Raw genomic sequence first — 17,537 nt, forward strand, 5'->3', positions numbered from 1 at the left:
GGGCGACGCGCCGAGCGGCCGGACCTCACGAGAGACGACACGATGACGATTCAGCCCCCGCCGGCCGCCGACCAGAAAATCCGCTGCGACGCCTGTCCGGTCGCCTGCTGGATCCGCCCTGGCATGGCCGGCGCCTGCGACCGCTACGCCAACCGCGACGGCGAGCTGATCCGGGTCGATCCGCATGTGATTCTGGAGCGCACGCTCGACCAGGGCGGGCGGGTCGTGCCGTTCACGCAACGCAAGAGCGAGTGGGCCGGCGAGATCGTTCCCGAGGACACGCTGTTCGTCACTGCCATCGGCGCCGGCACCACCTATCCGGACTACAAGCCGGCGCCGTTCATCGTCTCGGCCGAGGTCGACGGCGTCGACATGGTGACGGTCGTTACCGAGGGCATCTTCAGCTACTGCGGCGTCAAGGTGAAGGTCGACACCGACCGCTTCCTCGGCCCCGAGCAGGCGACCGTGCGGGCGCAGGGCGAGGCGGTCGGCCACGTCACCACGGGCGAGTACGGCTCGCAGATGCTGTCGCTCGGCGGCGTGCATCATCTCACGGGCGGCTCCAAGAAGGAGGGCCGCGTCACCTGCGACACGCTCCTGGAGCTCTCCAACGGCAAGCCGGTGGAGCTGACCATCGAGGGCGGCTCCACCATCGTGGTCGAGGCCGGCAAGGCGCCGATCATCAACGGCGTTCCCGAGGAGCGCATGCGGGTGGGTTGCGGCTCGGCCACCATCGGCATCTTCGCCAAGCAGTGGTTCGGCAAGGTCGACGACGTGGTGGTGGTCGACGACCACATCACCGGCGTCCTGTCCGAGCACGCCTCCGGCAAGGTTTTGGGCGTCGCGCCGACCGGGATAAAGATGCGCGGGCGGCGCTCGACGCCGGGCCGCTATTTCCAGGTCGCCGATCCCGGCACCGGCTGGGGCGGCACCAGCATCACGGACCCGCTGTCGATTCTCGATCCCTTCGACAAGACCGTGGCGAAGCCCGGCATGACGCTGTTCATGGTGTCGACCACGGGCGAGCACGCCGCCTTCTTCCGGCTCGACGACAACCTGAAGCCGGTCGAGGCCGAGATGCCGGAGGCGCTGCGCGCCTCCACCGAGCGCATCAAGGAGAACTGCGAGCCGGCGCTCTCCACCGTGCTGTTCATCGCCGGCGCCGGCGGCTCGCTGCGCGCTGGCGTCACCGAGAACCCGGTGCGGCTGACGCGCTCGGTCAAGGACACGCTGACGCGCGTCACCTGCGGCGGCGCCCCGGTCTATGTCTGGCCGGGCGGCGGCATCACCTTCATGGTCGACGTCACGCGGCTGCCGGCCAACGCCTTCGGCTACGTGCCGACGCCGGCGCTGGTGGCGCCGATCGAGTTCACGCTGAAGCTCGAGGACTACGCGGCGCTCGGCGGCCACATGGACCACGTCCGCCCGCTCTCGACGCTCGGCGATCACGAGAGCCGCCTGGTGCCGCAGATCCAGGGGAACGTGTGGCCGTTCGGGCCCGAGGGCCCGCGCTGGGGACGCGAATGAGCGCGGCGGCGCCGGCCGTTGCGGACAGCGCGGCGCGGCGGCCGCTCGCCCGCCTGCTGCCCGACGGCCGTCGTCTGCACCTGCAGGACGGGCCGATCGATCTGATCATCGAGGCGTTCGGGCCGCCCGACGTGATCGAGACCGCGTATCGCGCAGCGCTGGGGCGGCTCACTGGGCTGTTGGACGAGCTGTGCGGCGAGCTTCCTGCGCTCAGACGACCTTTATCATCGACACACCATCAGCACAGGGAGTCCTGCCCCCCACCCCCGACCCCTCCCCGCTACGCGCTTCGCGCGCGGGAGGAGGGGAGGCGAGGCGCTGCGGCTCCCCTCCCCCCATTCGCGTCAGCGAATGGCGGGGAGGGGTTTGGCGCGCGAAGCGCGCCGGGGGTGGGGGGCTTTTGCCCCGAGCCGCAGGGCGAATTGTCCGGCCCTGTGGCCCGCCGGATGGCTGCGGCCGTCGCGCCGTATTCGAAAAAGATGTTCATCACGCCGATGGCGGCGGTGGCCGGCAGCGTCGCCGACGAAATTCTGTCCGCCATGCGGTCCGCCTGCGGCGACGCGTTGATCCGCGCCTATGTCAACAATGGCGGCGACATCGCGCTCTATCTGTCGCCCGGCACCCGCTTTACCACCGGCCTGATCGACCGTCCCGACAAGCCGAGCCTCTTTGCCACCGCCGCCATCGAGGCGGCCGATTCGGTGCGCGGCATCGCCACGTCGGGCGCCGGCGGGCGCAGCTTCTCGCTCGGCATCGCCGACGCCGTGACGATCCTTGCACGCGACGCCGCGAGCGCCGATGCGGCCGCGACGGTCGTCGCCAATGCCGTCGACATCGCCCATCCGGGCATTCTTCGCGTGCCGGCGCGTGATCTGCAGCCCGACAGCGACCTCGGCGACCGCCTGGTCACGCGCAGCGTGCCATCGCTGGCGGCACCCGAAGTCGACGCGGCGCTCGACGCCGGCGTCGCGGTGGCGCAATCGCTTCTCGACGAGGGCCTGATCGCCGCCGCCGCTCTGCACCTGCAGGGCACGACGCGGCTGGTCGGCTCGCTGATGCAGAATTCCGTTCCTCATCTCTCCCAGCCAACCTAACAGGGCATCCGTCCATGGCCGAAGTCTTGGTCCGAAAACGTCTCGTCACGGTGGAAGAGATCTTCCACGAAGGCGGTCCCGTCTCCGACCGGGTGATCAAGCGCGGCGCCGCCGTCGCCGTCATCAAGAACCCGTTCGCGGGACGATATGTCGAGGACATCGCCTTCTTCATGAAGGACCTCGAGCCGCTCGGCGTCTCGCTGGCGCAGCAGTTGCTCGATGCGCTCGGCGGCGACGCCAAGGCGGTCGAGGGCTACGGCAAGGGGGCGATCGTCGGCACGGCGGGCGAGATCGAGCACGGCGCGCTGTGGCACGTGCCGGGCGGCTACGCGATGCGCGACGTGCTGGGCAGCACCAAGGCGATCGTCCCCTCGACCAAGAAGGTCGGCGGTCCGGGCACGCGGCTCGACGTGCCGATCACCCACATCAACGCGTCTTACGTGCGCACGCACTACGATGCCATGGAGGTCGGCGTGCCGGACGCGCCGCGCGCCGACGAGATCGCGCTGGTGCTGGTGATGACCATGGGCGGACGCGTGCATGCGCGCCTCGGTGGCCTGTTGGCGCATCAGATCGAAAAATGGGATGGACTGCGATGAGTGCAAAGATCCGCAAGCTGGTGACGGTCGTCGACGAGACGTTGACCGAGATGGGCCGCGAGGTGTCGCCGCCGGTGCGCCGCGCCGCCGCCATCGCCGTGATCGAGAATCCCTACGCCGGCCAGTATGTCGAGGACCTGTCGCCACTGATCGAGATGGGCGAGGAGCTGGGAAAAATCCTCGCCGAGCGCGCCGTGGCGGCGCTCGGGGTGCCGGGCGACACCTGCGAGAGCTACGGCAAGGCGGCGCTGGTCGGCGTCGACGGCGAGCTGGAGCATGCGGCGGCGCTGCTGCATCCGAAGATGGGCGCGCCGGTGCGCAAGGCACTGGGCAAGGGCGCGGCCCTGATCCCGTCCTCGAAGAAGCGCGGCGGTCCCGGCGCCGAGCTCGACATTCCGCTCGGCCACAAGGACGCGGCTTTCGTGCGCAGCCATTTCGACGGCATGCAGGTGTCGATCAACGACGCGCCGCGTCCCGGCGAGATCATGGTCGCGGTCGCGGTGACGACCGGCGGACGCCCGCTGCCGCGCGTCGGCGGTCTCAAGACCAGCGAGATCAAGGGCGAGGACGGTCTGCGCTGAGGGTGATGACGCCGAGCGGAATGGCATGTGGGTGGTCATTCCGGGGCGCGCCGAAGGCGCGAGCCCGGAATCCATACTCACAGACCGGGGTTATGGATTCCAGGCTCGCGGGCTTTCAGCCCGCGCCCCGGAATGACGGAGGCGGGGTGTTCACTCTGATCGCGTCTCACGAGGGCACGGCATGAAGAAGGTCACGACCCAAAAGCCTCGCGCCGGCGCCTACTGCCTGGACGAGCAGGTCGGCTTCATCCTGCGCCAGGTGAACCAGCGCCACACCTCGATCTTCGCCGAAAAGATCGGCTGCGACCTCACCTCGATGCAGTGGGCCGTGTTGTCGAAGCTGCGCGAGATCGGCGCGACGTCGCAGAATCAACTCGGCCGCGACACCGCCATGGATGTCGCCACCGTCAAGGGCGTGGTCGACCGCCTCACCGGCCGCGGCCTGTGCCATATCGCGCCCGATCCCGACGACGCCCGCCGGCGCCTCGTCTCGCTGACGCCGAAGGGCTCCGCGCTGGTCGACGCCCATGTCGCCCAGGCGCGCGCCATCACCGACGAGACCCTGGCGCCGCTGTCGGCGAAAGACCGCGCCACCTTCATGGCGCTGCTGACCAAGCTGCGGTGAATTTCGTCATTCCGGGGCGCTGCGAAGCAGCGAGCCCGGAATCCATAATCACAGACCGGGGTTATGGATTCCGGGCTCGCGGGCTTTCAGCCCGCGCCCCGGAATGACTGCTTCTGTCACACCACCGCCGGCACGGTCGTCGCCGGCGGCGTGTTGCGGCTGCGGGTGGTGCGCACGATGCCGTCGATGATGGTCATGCCGATGCCGGGCAGGTCGCCGAGCCGGATCGACTCCAGAAAATCCTTGCCGGCGGAATGCTGCGCCTTGTCCATGATGACGAAGTCGGCGGCGCGGCCGACCTCGACCAGGCCGCAGTCGAGCGAGCGCATGCGCGCCGTGTTGCCGGTGGCGAAGCAGAAGGCGATCTCGGCCGGCACCTCGCCGAGCGCGGAGAGCATCGACACCATGCGGATGATGCCGAGCGGTTGCACGCCGGAGCCGGCGGGGCCGTCGGTGCCGAGGATGATGCGCTCCATCTGGTTCAGCTCACGGGCGGCGCGCAGCGTGTAGAGCGCGGCGCGCTCGTTGCCGTTGTGGACGATCTCCAGGCCACGGCGGCAGCCCTCGCAGATGCAGCGGATCTCGCGGTCCGGCAGCGCCGTGTGGCCGCCATTGATGTGGCCGACCACGTCGGTGTCGGCCTCCAGCACCATGTCGGCGCCGATCAGGCCGGAGCCCGGGATCGACGGGCCGCCGGTGTGGATGGTCGACTGGATGCCGTATTTTCTGGCCCACGCCACCATCTGGCGGGCGTTGGCGCCGTCCTTGACGCCGCCGAGCCCGACCTCGCCCAACAGCTTGACGCCGGCGGCGGCCAGTTCCCGAAAATCCTCCTCGACCATGCCGTGCTCCAGCACCGGCGCGCCGGCGTGCAGCTTGACGCCGGCGACCCGGAACGCATCGAAGCAGCGCTGCGCCGTGATGGCCATCGCCTTGAGGCCGACAATGTCGCGCGGCCGCCCGGGCGTGTGCACCTCGCCGGCCGAGATCATCGTGGTGACGCCGCCGTGCAGGCTGGAATCGATCCAGCCGAGCTGATTCTGGCGCGGCGTCCAGTCGCCGGCGACCGGATGCACGTGGCTGTCGATCAGTCCCGGCGTCACCACGGTGCCGTGCGCGTCGACCGTCGTGGTCGCGCCTTCGACGTCGACGTCCTTGGCGCGGCCGATCGCGGTGATCCTGCCGTCCACCGCGACGATGGTGTCGGCGTCGAGGATCGGGTTCTCCATCGCGCCCGACAGCAGCAGCCCGATATTGCGGATCACCAGCTTGGTCGGGCCGGCGGCTCCCGCCGGAGCATCGTGAGCCATGTCTTCTTCTCCTCGTTGCAGGGCGGACCCGTTCGTCTGCGTATCGGCCGCACGGGCCGTTGACAAGGTCGTCCGGGCTCCGCCATATTGTTAGTACACTAACGATCTCCGGCCGCCAAGCCGTACCCCTGGAATCCCTCGAAGGTTCGACCCATGAGCAATGTCTTCGAAGAGCAGGTTCTCGACGTCCGTCACTGGACCGACACGCTGTTCAGCTTCTCGACGACCCGTGACCCCGGCTGCCGCTTCAAGAGCGGCCAGTTCGTCATGCTGGGCCTGCCGGCCGAGGGCCTGCCGGGCGAAGGCCGGCCGCTGATGCGCGCCTACTCGATCGCGTCGCCGCACTATGCCGACGTGCTCGACTTCTTCTCCATCAAGGTGCCGAACGGGCCGCTGACCTCGAAGCTGCAGACGATCAGGCCGGGCGACCGCATCATCGTCGGCCGCAAGGCGACCGGCACGCTGGTGATCGACAACCTGAAGAGCGGCGCGACCCTGTATCTGCTGGCGACCGGCACCGGGCTGGCGCCGTTCCTCTCGACCATCCGGGATCCCGAGACCTACGAGCGATTCGACAAGGTCGTGCTGGTGCACGGCGTGCGGACGATCGCCGAGCTCGCCTATCGCGAGCTGATCGAGACCGAGCTGCCGAACGACGAGTTCCTGGGCGAGCTGATCACCGAGAAGCTCACCTACTACCCGACCGTGACCCGCGAGGAGTTCCGCAATCGCGGCCGCATCACCCATCTGATCACGTCCGGCAAGCTTTTCGACGACATCGGCCTGCCGGCGCTCGACCCCGGTCGCGACCGGGTGATGATGTGCGGCAGCCCGGCGCTGCTCGCCGACATGACGCCGATCCTGGAGCAGGCCGGCTTTGCCGAGGGCAACACCGGCGAGCCGGGCGACTACGTCGTCGAGAAGGCGTTTGCCGAGAGGTGAGGCGGCTGTCCGGTCGTTCCGGGGCGGCGCGCAAGCGCCGAGCCCGGAACCCATAACCCCTGTCTTTCGTGAGCCGCCGGCACCGGGGATATGGATTCCGGGCTCGCGGACCGGCGGTCCGCGCCCCGGAATGACGAAAGGTGCAAAGCGCTCCGCCGTAAGGTGACGGAGTACAGCGGCACGCGAGGTCCCACCGCCCCGAACGGCTGCAGTCGTCCCTTCGTTCTTCTCACACCGCCAGATAGGCATCGCGCACGTCCGGGCGCGCGTCGAGCTCGGCGAGCGTGCCGGTGAACTGAACCCGGCCCTTCTCGAGGATCACGGCGCGATCGGAGATCAGCCGGGCGAAGTGCAGGTTCTGCTCGGAGAGCAGGATCGACAGGCCCTCCTGCTTCATCGCCAGGATGGCGGCCGCCATCTGCTCGACGATTTTCGGGGCGAGGCCTTCCGACGGCTCGTCCAGCAGCACCAGCGACGGATTGCCCATCAGGGTGCGGGCGATGGTGAGCATCTGCTGCTCGCCGCCGCTCATCCGGCCGCCGGGGCGCTTGCGCATCTCGGCCAGGTTGGGGAACAGGCTGAAGAGCTTCTCGGGCTCCCAGGTCGGCGCCCCCTCGCGCGGCGCCTGGCGGCCGACCAGGAGGTTTTCCTCCACGGTCAGGTCCGAAAAGATGCGGCGGTTCTCCGGCACGAAGCCCAGCCCGCGGCGGGCGATCTCGTAGGTCGGCAGATGGGTGATCTCGTCGGCGTCGAACCACACCGTGCCGGTGCGGCGCGCCACCATGGCCATGATCGACAGGAACGTGGTCGACTTGCCGGCGCCGTTGCGGCCGAGCAGCGCCACCACCTCGCCGGTGTGCACCGTGAAGTCGACGTCGAACAGGATGTGGGCCTGCCCGTAGAAGGCGTTGAGACTGACGACGTCGAGCTGGGAGGTTCTGGGCCAGTTCATCGGTGCGCCTCCTCTGCGGCCGCACCCGGCGTGGCTGCGCCCAAATCCTGGTGGCGGGCGTCGTAGACCAGCCCTTCGCCGAGATAGATGGCCTGCACCTCGGGGTCGCGGCGCACCTCGGCCGGCGGCCCCTCGGCGATCAGCATGCCGCGGGACAGCACCATCATGCGGTCGGCATGCTCGAACACCACGTCCATGTCGTGCTCGGTGAACAGCACGCCGATGCCCTCGCGCCGGGCGATCTCGGCGGTGAGCCGCATCAGGCCGATGCGCTCCTTCGGCGCCATGCCGGCGGTCGGCTCGTCCATCAACAGGAGTTTCGGCGTGTTGGCGAGCGCGATGGCGAGCTCGAGCCGCTTGAGGTCGCCGTAGGCGAGCTCGGCGGCGGCGCGCTCGGCGTAGGATCCCATGCCGACCAGGTCGAGCAGCCGGTCGGCCTCGGCGGCTTGCGCGGCGCCGCCGTGGCCCCACCAGCGGGCGAGCGAGCGGGCGTGCGACAGCAGCGCCACCTGCACGTTCTCGCGCACCGTCATCGAGCCGAAGGTCGCGGTGATCTGGAAGGTGCGGCCGACGCCCATGCGCCATACGGCGCGTGGCGGCAGTCCGCGGGTCGAGACGCCGTCGATGCGGATCTCGCCGGCATCCGGTTTGATCTGGCCGTTGAGCATGTTGAAGCAGGTGCTCTTGCCCGCGCCGTTCGGCCCGATCAGCGCCAGGATCTCGCCGCGGTCGAGCGCGAAGGAGACGTCGCGGACGGCCTGGACGCCGGCATAGGACTTGGCGAGGCTCTCGACCTCCAGGAGGTGGGTCACGGCTTCGCCCTCCCGCTGACGGACTTCTTCGCGACGTCATCCGGGTCGGCGAACCGGCCGGAGATGCCGCCGGCGCCCGCCGCGGCCATCATGGCCGCCGCGCCCGGCGACGGCCTCGGGTCGCTGCGCCACTCGGCGAACCGCGCCCGCCAGTCCGACAGCGCGCCGACGATTCCCTTGGGGAAGGCCAGCACGATCACCACGATGGCGGCGCCGAGGATCAGCTTCGAATAGTCGGTCTGGCTGATCAGCCAGATCGACAGCGCCTTGAACACCACGGCGCCGGCGATCGGCCCCAGCACCGTCTCGATGCCGCCGAGCAGCACCATCACCAGCCCGTCGACCGAGGTCGGGATGCCCATCACGTCGGGGAAGACGCTGCCCTTGAGGAAGGCGAACAGCCCGCCGCCGAGGCCGGCCGCGGCGCCCGCCACCACGAAGGCGATCCACTGCACCCGCTTGCGGTCGATGCCGATCGCCTCGGCGCGCAGCTCGGAGTCGCGCGTGGCCCGCAGCGCGTAGCCGAAGGGCGAGAAGATCACCATGTGCAGGAACGCCAGCGCCGGCACCACGAAGGCCAGCGTCAGCCAGAAGAAGCCGGACGGGTGCGACGCGAAGGGGGCGGGCCAGATGCCGAGGATGCCGTTGTCGCCGCCCGTCACCGACACCCACTGGAAGGCGATCGACCAGACGATCTGCGAGAAGGCGAGCGTCAGCATGGCGAAATAGACGCCGGACAGCGACACCGCGAACCAGCCGACGATGGCGGCGCCGAAGGCGGCGAGCACCGGCCCGGCGAAGATCGCCAGCACCATGGGGAGGCCGGCGGCATGCACCCCGAAGGCGGCGCCGTAGCAGCCCAGCCCGAAATAGGCGGCATGGCCGAACGAGGCGAGGCCGCCGACCGTCATCAGAAGGTGCAGGCTGGCGGCGAACAGCGTGAAGATCAGGATCTCGCTGCCGACCGTGAGGGCGTAGTCGGACAGCCACAGCGGCTGCAGCGCGACGAACGCCACGACGATCCCGGCGATGATGAGCTCGGTCCGGTTGAGCGGCCGCCACGGCCGCACCGTGGTGCCGATCGCGGCCTGGGCGGGCGGCGGCATCTTGCCGAACAGGCCCCAGGGCCGCACCACCAGCACGATCGCCATCACGACGAACACCAGCACCAGCGAGATCTTCGGGAAGACCAGGATGCCGAAGGCGTTGAGCTCGGAGACGATGATGGCGGCGACGAAGGCGCCCGTGGTGGAGCCGAGCCCGCCGATCACCACGACGACGAAGGCCTCGACGATGATGCGGAGATCCATCGCGTGGTTGACGGCGTCGCGCGGGATCTGCAGCGCGCCGCCGAGCGCGGCGAGGAAGACGCCGAGCGCGAACACGCCGGTGAACAGCCATTTCTGATTGATGCCGAGCGCCGCCACCATGCCGCGGTCGAGGGTCGCGGCGCGCACCAGCACGCCCCAGCGGGTGCGATGGAACAGCACCCACAGGCCGGCCAGCACCAGCGGCCCGAGCACGATCAGGAACAGGTCGTAGGAGGGGATGCGCTTGCCGAACATCACCACGGCCCCGGCGAGGCCCGGGGCGCGCGGGCCGACCAGATCTTCCGGCCCCCAGATGATCAGCACCAGATCCTCGACCATCAGGGTGACGCCGAAGGTGGCGAGGAGCTGAAACAGCTCGGGCGCGTGATAGATGCGGCGCAGCAGCACCATCTCGAGCAGGCAGCCGAGCAGCGCCACGAACGCGGCGGCGGCCAGGAGCGCGAACCAGAATCCGAACACGCCGGTCAGGCGCTCGGTCAGCGTGTAGGCCACATAGGCGCCCAGCATGTAGAAGGCGCCGTGGGCGAAGTTCACGATGCGGGTGACGCCGAAGATGATCGACAGGCCCGAGGCGACCAGGAACAGCGAGGCCGCGCTGGCGAGGCCGGTCATGAACTGAACGAAGACGAGCTGCATCGGTGGTCACGGTCGGGTTGGCCGAGGGATTTCGGCAATCGTCCGCGACGCAGCCGCGGCTCGGGACGGGACGGCCCGTCGGTTCTTCCAATACGGTCTGTTGAATGATCGGCGATTGCGGCCCCGCCCATACCTCCCCCTGGAGGGGGGAAGTCGGACCGCGAAGCGGTCCGGGAGGGGGTGATCGGCGAAGCCGGTATGCGGGGCTTCACCCCACCCCGGTCGCGAGCTGCGCTCGCGCCCCACCCTCCCCCTCCAGGGGAGGGTGGTCATCGCGCCGCCGCTCAGTTTTGCGGACGCAGCTTCTTCACCTCGTCGTCGCTCGGCAGATACTTGGCGCCGTCCCGATAGCTGAAGTCGACCATCACGCCCTTGCCGTCCTTGACGGCGGTCTTGCCGACGAAGGCGCCGAGGGTCGACTGATGGTCGATGGCGCGGAACGTCACCTCGCCGAACGGCGTGCCGACCTTGAGGTTCTCGGTCGCCGTGATCAGCTTCTCGGTGTCGGTCGAGTTCGCCTTGGTGAGCACCGCGGCAGCCGACTTCATCAGGGCGTAGCCGACCACCGAGCCCAGCCGCGGATAGTCGTTGTACTTGGCTTGGTAGGCCTTGAGGAACGCCTGATGCTCGGGCGTGTCTATGCCGTACCAGGGATAGCCGGTGGTGAGCCAGCCTTCCGGCGTCTCAGCCTTCAGCGGATCGAGATATTCGGGCTCGCCGGTCAGGAAGCTGACCACGGTCTTGCCCTGGAACAGGCCGCGGGTGTTGCCCTCGCGCACGAACTTCACGAGATCGGGGCCGAACGTCACGTTGAGAATGGCTTCCGGCTTGGTCGCCTCGAGCGCCTCGGAGACGGCGCCGGCGTCGATCTTGCCCTGCGGCGGCCACTGCTCGCCGACCCACTCGATGTCGGGCCGCTTGGCCGAGAGGAGCTGCTTGAACACCGCGACGGCCGACTGGCCGTACTCGTAGTTCGGCGCCACCGTCGCCCAGCGCTTGGCCGGCAGCTTCGCCGCCTCCTCGGCCAGCATGGCGGCCTGCATGTAGTTGGAGGGGCGCAGGCGGAACGTGTAGCGGTTGCCCTTCGACCAGACGACCGCGTCGGTCAGCGGCTCGCCGGCCAGATAATAGATCTTCTTCTGCGCCGCGAAGTCGGAGATCGCCAGGCCGATATGGGAGAAGAACGCGCCGGTGAGCATCACCACGCCTTCCTTGGAGACCAGCTCGTTGGCCGCCGTCACGGCGTCGGCCGGCTTGCCGGCGTCGTCCTTGGAGATCACCACCAGGGTCTTGCCGTTGATGCCGCCCTTGGCGTTGATCTCCTCGACGGCGAGCTGCCATCCCTTGCGGTAAGGCTCGGTGAAGGCGGGCAGGCCCGAATAGCTGTTGATCTCGCCGATCTTGATGTCCTCGGCGAGGAGCTGGCCCGGCATCGCGAGGGCGAACGCGGCAGCGAGGATATGGCGGTAGGTCACGGTTTTCGGCACGGCGAGGGTCCCTCTTTTCGGTGCGATCGACCGGCCAGTGCGTGTCCGGTCTCCTGTGCGACCGGCCTCGCAGGCGGCCGGTCTTGAGCGGTCCTGGATACCGGGTCTCGGGCGCTCAATGCGTCGTCGAATCGGATCCGAAAGGTCCGCGATCGTCGCGAATTCATTTGCACACTAACGGTATCAACTCCGCGTCCGCGCGCAAGAACGAAACGCAGGCAGCGGCGGCGCATCATTGCATATTGTTTGGACGTGTCATCCGCCAAAAAACCCGCGGTTTCGCGCCGCGACAGCGACGGAATCGAGCGTGGCCGGCGGGGCGCTGCCTGATTTTGATCCAGCCGCGCTGCGCTGCAAAATTGGCGTCAGGGGCCGGATTTGCTGCGGCGTCCGGTCGCAAGTGGTCCGCGCAGGAGGCCGAGCCCGACCACGCCGGCGCTGACCGCGAGGCCGGTCAGCAGGGGATTGATGGGGAGGGGAACCAGCAGGCGCACCGCCACGGCAGCCGCCGTGCTGCCGATCATCGAGGCGATCGCCCACATGGCAGGCAGCCGGCCGGGACAGAAGATCGCCAGCGACAGCGGCAGGAACACGGCGGCCCCGCGCAGCGCCATCGACATGTAGTTCCAGTCCAGCACATAGGAGTCGAGGGCCGACAGCGCGATCAGCATCGCGGCCACCGTCACGGCGACGACGGTGGCGCGGTTGATGCGCAGCAGCGCCGCGTCGCTGCGCACGCCGACGAGGCCGCGGCCGATGTCGTTGGCCATCATGGTTCCGATGCCGAGCGCCAGGCCGGCGATCGATCCCACCACCGAGAGCAGGATGCCGGCCAGCCCGATGCCGCCGAGCCACCCCGGCAGATAGAGCATCAGATACATGGGCAGCGCCAGCACGGGCGCGAGCTCCGGATGGCGCGCATGCATGAGCATGCCGACCGCGATCGACGGCAGGCCGATCGGGATCGTGATCAGGGCCGCGGTGGCGGCCCCGACGGCGGCGACGCGCGTGTCCGAGGCCGCGTAGATCGCCTGCACATAGGTCTGGGTGCAGATCACGCCGACGATCAGCGACATCAGATTGTAGAGCGTCTCGCCGATGCCGCGGCCCCACAGGCTGAACCAGGGAAAGGCGGGAAACTGCGCGTCGAAATCCGGCATCTCGGCGAGCGACAGGCCGGCGGCGCCGCCGGCGATCCACAGCGTCGCCCACAGCACCGCCATCTTCAGGAGCCCCGAAACCCCGGCGCCCTTGAGGCCGCCGAAGGTCCCGTAGGCGAGCACGAGCGCGGCCAGCACGGCTGCGGCGATCAGCGGCGTCAGGCCGAACATCGCCACCATCAGGTGGATGCCGGCGAGCGCGCTCGCCACGGCGCTGAACAGAATCCCGAGCGACGATACCAGGCTGGCCAGCGGGCCGGCCGTCGGGCCGTAGGGGATCGCGAGATATTGCGGGATCGTCTCCAGCCCGCTCTTGCGCAGCGGGTGCGCGTAGAACACGGCGAGGACCAGCAGCGCGATGCCGGTGCCGAGCGTGAACCACCAGCCCGAGAGGCCGAAGGCGGCCGCCATCTGGGCGGTGCCGACCGTCGAGGCGCCGCCGACTGCGGTGCCCGAGATGCTGCCGGCGATCAGGATGGCGCCGGCCGAGCGGCCGTTCAGGCTGTAGCCCTGGGCGGAGCGGACCTTTCGCGACGACCAGGTGCCGATGCCGACGACGACCAGCACGGTGCCGGCGAGGCCGGCGAGCTGCAGAGCGGAGAGCGAGAGCATGCGGAACGCGGAGCTTGCGGGCGCGGGGGCGCGCAATTTTCACGTGCTCCGCCCGTGGGATGACGGCGCGACCATGCTCCCGCGGCCCCCGGCGGTCCAATGCTGTATTGCACTTTTTTAATCGCAGAAATGGATTAAACTCAAACGTCATTCCGGGACGCGCGCATGAGCGCGCGGGCCCGGAATCCATATCCCCGGCGCCGATGGTTTCTGAAACACAGGGGTTATGGGTTCCGGGCTCGGCGCTTCGCGCCGCCCCGGAACGACGGGTGTTGTGGAGCCCCGCATGGATCTCAAGCAGGTTCGCTGTTTCGTCGAGGTGGCGGAGCGGCTGCATTTCGGCCGGGCCGCCGAGCGGCTGCGGCTTGCCCAGTCGGTGGTCAGCCGGCAGGTGGCCCAGCTCGAGGAGACGCTGTCGGTGCGCCTCCTCGAACGCAACAAGCGGGCGCCGATCCGCCTCACGCCGGCCGGCGAGCTTTTCCTCGACGAGGCGCGGGCGGCGCTGGCGCAGTTCGACAAGGCGGAGCTGGTGGTGCGCCAGGCCGGGCGCGGCGAGCGCGGCCGCATCGAGATCGGCTACGTCGCGTCGGCGACCTATTCGGGCCTCTTGCCCTCCGCCGTGTTCGAGTTCCGGCGCGAGCGGCCGGGCATCACCGTCTCGCTCACCGAGATGGAGACCTGGCGCCAGCTCGAGGCGCTGTCGGAGGGCCGCATCGATGTCGGCTTTTTGCGGCCGCGGCCGGATACGCCGTCCGGCATCGTCGTGGTGCCGCAACTGCGCGAGCCGATCCTGGTGGCGCTGCGCGCCGACCATCCGCTCGCCGCCGGCGGCGGCCCGATCGCGGCGGCCCGGCTCGCCGGGGAGGACTTCATCGTGCCGCAGGCCGACGACCGCCTCGGCTTCGGCGGCCACACCCTGGCGATCGGCCGGGCCGGCAGCTTCACGCCACGCATCGTCCATCACGTGCGCGACTTCATCTCGGTCCTGAACCTGGTCGGCGTCGGCCTCGGCGTCGCCGCGGTGCCGTCCTCGCTGCAGCGGGTGCGGCTCGCCGATATCGCCTACCGGCCGCTTGCCGACTGCCTCGTCCATGCCGAGCTCGCCGCCGCCTGTCGGCGCAGCGGCAACGCCGCCGTGGTGCGCAGCTTGCTGAAGGTCCTGCGCCGGCGCGGCGAGACCGTGCTGCCGGTCGTGCTGGAATGACGGGGAAATTTTTCGCCCGCCCGGGCCTGGAGAGCAAACAAGCCGGGCGGCGAATCGGCCCGGCGTAGCCCGCTTGTTCTCCGTGTGCGATTTTGGTTGCCCGCCCGGCTTTGCGGCGGCAAACACGGGCGCCCCCTCCGGCTCCATCAGACCGATCCCGCCATGCCCGCCCGCTTCACCGCCCTCGTCGAGACCCTTCCCGCGACCGTGCCGTTCGTCGGCCCGGAAACCCAGGAGCGCGCCCGCGGAAAGCCGTTCCGGGCCCGCATCGGCGCCAACGAGAACGCTTTCGGGGCCTCGCCCGAGGCCATCGCGGCGATGGCCGCAGGCGCCGCCGAGGCGTGGAAATACTGCGATCCCGAGAACCACGACCTCGAGCGGGCGATCGCCGCGGCGCACGGCGTCGCGCCCGAGAACATTTTTGTGGGTGAGGGGATCGACGGCATCTTGGGGCTCGTCGTGCGCCTCTTGATCGAGCCCGGACAGCCGGTCGTCTCCTCGCTCGGCGCCTATCCGACCTTCAACTTCCATGTCGCCGGTTTTGGTGGGCGCCTCGTCACGGTGCCGTATCGCGACGATCGCGAGGATCCGCAGGCGCTGCTCGACGCCGTGCGGCGCGAGCGCGCCTCGCTCGTCTACATCGCCAATCCCGACAACCCGATGGGCACCTGGTGGCCGGCCGCCGAGATCGCCCGCATGGTCGACGCGATGCCGGACGACGCGCTGCTGCTGCTCGACGAGGCCTATGCGGAGTTCGCCCCCGACGGCGTCTCGCCGCGGCTCGATCCCGCCGACCCGCGGGTGCTGCGGCTGCGGACCTTCTCCAAGGCGCACGGCCTTGCCGGCATAAGGGTCGGCTACGCCATCGGGGCGCCGGCCCTGATCAAGGCCTTCGACAAGATCCGCAACCATTTCGGCGTCAACCGCATCGGCCAGGCTGGCGCGCTCGCCGCGATCGGCGATCCCGGCCATCTCGTCCGGGTCCGCGAAAAGGTCGAGTTTTCGCGCGCCCGCATCGGCGCGATCGCGCAACAGCACGGGCTCGCGCCGCTGCCGTCGGCGACCAATTTCGTCACGGTGGACTGCGGCCGTGACGGCGCCTATGCGCGCCGCGTGCTGAACGCGCTGATCGAGCGCGACGTCTTCGTGCGCATGCCCGGCGTCCCGCCGCTCGACCGCTGCATCCGCATCGGCTGCGGCCTGCCGGCCGAGCTCGACGTGCTGGAACAGGCGCTTCCGGGCGCGCTGGTCGAGGCCGCGTCTCGCGGCGAATAAGGCTCCGGGCAGTTCGTTCTCCGCCGTTCCGGGGCGCGGGCCGAAGGCGTCGTCCGCCCCGCGCGCTCAGGCGCCGTCGTCCTCGCGGCGTGGGCGCGGGCGCCGCTCCTGCGGCGGCAGGGTGCGGGCGAGATGCAGCACCAGGTCACGCGCCGCCGCATGGATGATGGCGCGCTCGGCTGCACCGATGCGCGATCCGGACCGCAGCTCGTGTCCGGCCGGCGCGCTGCGCGGCTTCGTCACGACGACACTGCCGCGGTTCGTCGCGACGGCAGACGGTCTCGACGGGGGTACGGCGTCATCGGCGTCCGGGTGCGCGGGTCCACGGTCGGGCTCCGTGCGGGCTGGTGTTTCCGCTCGAAACCGGCAAGTCTCGTGCCACACACGACGTAAGCCTGCGACCACGCGACCCATTCCAAGCTGCGGCTCCGGCGCCGAGGCCAAAGCCGACCCCGGTCGGTACGCCCCGGGTGATGACGGTTTCATGACGCCCGGAGAGAAGCCGCGCGCCGCGCCGCTTCATCTGGGCTGAAGCGGCTCTTCAGAACATTCAAATTTACCGATGTATGGGCGGCGCGCAAGCTGTCCGTCGCTCCCGGCCCCCCGGCGCTCCGTGTCGCGTCGCCCCGCCGGGGGCCGCCCAGTCCTGCCAGCCTCAGCGAGTGACCGCCATGATGCCCGTGATCGCGCCCTCGATCCTGTCCGCCGATTTCGCCCGTCTCGGCGCCGAGATCGCCGCCGTCGAGGCGGCCGGCGCCGACTGGATCCATTTCGACGTGATGGACAACCATTTCGTCCCGAACCTCACCTTCGGCCCGATGGTGCTGAAGGCGGTGCGGCCGCACACGGCGCTGCCGATCGACGTGCACCTGATGGTGCAGCCGGTCGACGCCCTGATCGAGGGATTCGCGGCGGCCGGCGCCGACCTGATCTCGGTCCATGTCGAGGCCTGCCCGCATCTCGACCGCAGCCTCCAGCTCATCCGCGCCAACGGCAAGCAGACCGGCGTCGTGCTCAACCCGTCGACCCCGGCCGCGGCGCTCGACTGCGTGTTGCCCGGGGTCGACCTCGTGCTGCTGATGACGGTCAATCCCGGCTTCGCCGGCCAGAGCTTCATCCGCCCGGTGCTGGAGAAAATCAAAACCGTACGGCGCATGATCGACGCCACCGGCAAGCCGATCCGGCTGCAGATCGACGGCGGCGTCACGCCTGCCACCATCGGCGAGGCGGCGGCGGCCGGGGCCGACACCTTCGTGGCCGGCAGCGCGATTTTTGGCGCGAAGGACTATGGCGAGGCCATCGCGGCGCTGCGCCGCGGCGCCGCCCTCGGGGCCGGGGCCGGGGACCTGCGGGTCGCCGTGTGAGGCCGATCACGGTCCGCCGGCGGCCC

General features: G+C 69.7%; 16 protein-coding genes. 9 read left to right on the plus strand and 7 right to left on the minus strand.

What is annotated here, in order from left to right:
• Nucleotides 1-42: 42 nt before the first annotated feature.
• The 5 genes from HXX10_RS03775 (at nt 43) to HXX10_RS03795 (ending at nt 4,426) form a co-directional block, all read left to right on the plus strand.
• Nucleotides 43-1,527: a 6-hydroxynicotinate reductase gene (locus HXX10_RS03775; RefSeq protein ID WP_296520192.1), complete on the plus strand. Its 1,485-nt coding sequence runs from the start codon at nt 43-45 to the stop codon at nt 1,525-1,527.
• Nucleotides 1,524-2,621, plus strand: a complete 1,098-nt coding sequence (locus tag HXX10_RS03780) for a UPF0280 family protein (protein ID WP_296520193.1) — start codon at nt 1,524-1,526, stop codon at nt 2,619-2,621. Before HXX10_RS03775 ends, HXX10_RS03780 begins: the two co-directional genes overlap by 4 nt.
• Nucleotides 2,622-2,635: 14 nt before the next feature.
• Nucleotides 2,636-3,220: an amino acid synthesis family protein gene (locus tag HXX10_RS03785; RefSeq protein ID WP_296520194.1), complete on the plus strand. Its 585-nt coding sequence runs from the start codon at nt 2,636-2,638 to the stop codon at nt 3,218-3,220.
• Entirely contained in the window at nt 3,217-3,801 is a 585-nt protein-coding gene (locus HXX10_RS03790; protein ID WP_296520195.1) for an amino acid synthesis family protein, read from the plus strand. The genes HXX10_RS03785 and HXX10_RS03790 overlap by 4 nt, the downstream gene beginning before the upstream one ends.
• Before the next feature lie 181 nt (nt 3,802-3,982).
• Nucleotides 3,983-4,426: a MarR family transcriptional regulator gene (locus HXX10_RS03795; protein WP_296520196.1), complete on the plus strand. Its 444-nt coding sequence runs from the start codon at nt 3,983-3,985 to the stop codon at nt 4,424-4,426.
• Nucleotides 4,427-4,542: 116 nt separating this feature from the next.
• Here HXX10_RS03795 and HXX10_RS03800 read toward each other — a convergent pair whose 3' ends face one another.
• The gene (locus HXX10_RS03800; protein ID WP_296520197.1) at nt 4,543-5,736 is read right to left on the minus strand and encodes an amidohydrolase family protein; all 1,194 of its coding nucleotides are present in this window, start codon (nt 5,734-5,736) and stop codon (nt 4,543-4,545) included.
• Nucleotides 5,737-5,889: 153 nt separating this feature from the next.
• Between HXX10_RS03800 and HXX10_RS03805 the strand changes: the two genes are divergently transcribed.
• Nucleotides 5,890-6,678 carry a ferredoxin--NADP reductase gene (locus tag HXX10_RS03805; protein WP_296520198.1) on the plus strand — a complete coding sequence of 263 codons (789 nt, stop codon included), beginning with the start codon at nt 5,890-5,892 and terminating at the stop codon, nt 6,676-6,678.
• A gap of 229 nt (nt 6,679-6,907) precedes the next feature.
• Here the strand turns inward: HXX10_RS03805 and HXX10_RS03810 are convergent, their stop codons facing one another.
• The 5 genes from HXX10_RS03810 to HXX10_RS03830 form a co-directional block, all read right to left on the minus strand.
• Nucleotides 6,908-7,630 (minus strand): ABC transporter ATP-binding protein, encoded by a 723-nt coding sequence (locus tag HXX10_RS03810; protein ID WP_296520199.1) that lies wholly within the window; start codon nt 7,628-7,630, stop codon nt 6,908-6,910.
• Complete coding sequence (locus HXX10_RS03815) at nt 7,627-8,442, minus strand: ABC transporter ATP-binding protein (RefSeq protein WP_296520200.1); 816 nt, start codon at nt 8,440-8,442, stop codon at nt 7,627-7,629. Before HXX10_RS03815 ends, HXX10_RS03810 begins: the two co-directional genes overlap by 4 nt.
• Complete coding sequence (locus HXX10_RS03820; RefSeq protein WP_296520201.1) at nt 8,439-10,409, minus strand: ABC transporter permease; 1,971 nt, start codon at nt 10,407-10,409, stop codon at nt 8,439-8,441. Before HXX10_RS03820 ends, HXX10_RS03815 begins: the two co-directional genes overlap by 4 nt.
• A gap of 284 nt (nt 10,410-10,693) precedes the next feature.
• The gene (locus tag HXX10_RS03825; RefSeq protein ID WP_296520329.1) at nt 10,694-11,842 is read right to left on the minus strand and encodes an ABC transporter substrate-binding protein; all 1,149 of its coding nucleotides are present in this window, start codon (nt 11,840-11,842) and stop codon (nt 10,694-10,696) included.
• 419 nt (nt 11,843-12,261) lie between these two features.
• A complete protein-coding gene (locus HXX10_RS03830) occupies nt 12,262-13,668 on the minus strand; it encodes a hypothetical protein (protein WP_296520202.1) in 1,407 nt (468 codons plus the stop codon).
• Nucleotides 13,669-13,954: 286 nt separating this feature from the next.
• Here HXX10_RS03830 and HXX10_RS03835 point away from each other — a divergent pair, with 286 nt between their 5' ends.
• Both HXX10_RS03835 and HXX10_RS03840 read left to right on the plus strand, forming a co-directional pair.
• Nucleotides 13,955-14,872, plus strand: coding sequence for a LysR substrate-binding domain-containing protein (locus tag HXX10_RS03835; RefSeq protein ID WP_296520203.1), 918 nt, complete (start codon nt 13,955-13,957; stop codon nt 14,870-14,872).
• A gap of 162 nt (nt 14,873-15,034) precedes the next feature.
• Nucleotides 15,035-16,147, plus strand: a complete 1,113-nt coding sequence (locus HXX10_RS03840; RefSeq protein WP_296520204.1) for a pyridoxal phosphate-dependent aminotransferase — start codon at nt 15,035-15,037, stop codon at nt 16,145-16,147.
• A 66-nt stretch (nt 16,148-16,213) separates the two neighbouring features.
• Here HXX10_RS03840 and HXX10_RS03845 read toward each other — a convergent pair whose 3' ends face one another.
• Nucleotides 16,214-16,390, minus strand: a complete 177-nt coding sequence (locus HXX10_RS03845; protein WP_296520205.1) for a hypothetical protein — start codon at nt 16,388-16,390, stop codon at nt 16,214-16,216.
• A 428-nt stretch (nt 16,391-16,818) separates the two neighbouring features.
• On the opposite strand from HXX10_RS03845, the gene rpe reads away from it, so the two are divergent.
• The gene (rpe, locus tag HXX10_RS03850; protein ID WP_296520206.1) at nt 16,819-17,511 is read left to right on the plus strand and encodes a ribulose-phosphate 3-epimerase; all 693 of its coding nucleotides are present in this window, start codon (nt 16,819-16,821) and stop codon (nt 17,509-17,511) included.
• Nucleotides 17,512-17,537: the final 26 nt, after the last annotated feature.

It is taken from the genome of Rhodoplanes sp. (genome assembly GCF_013377085.1).
Classification (GTDB): Bacteria; Pseudomonadota; Alphaproteobacteria; order Rhizobiales; family Xanthobacteraceae; genus Rhodoplanes.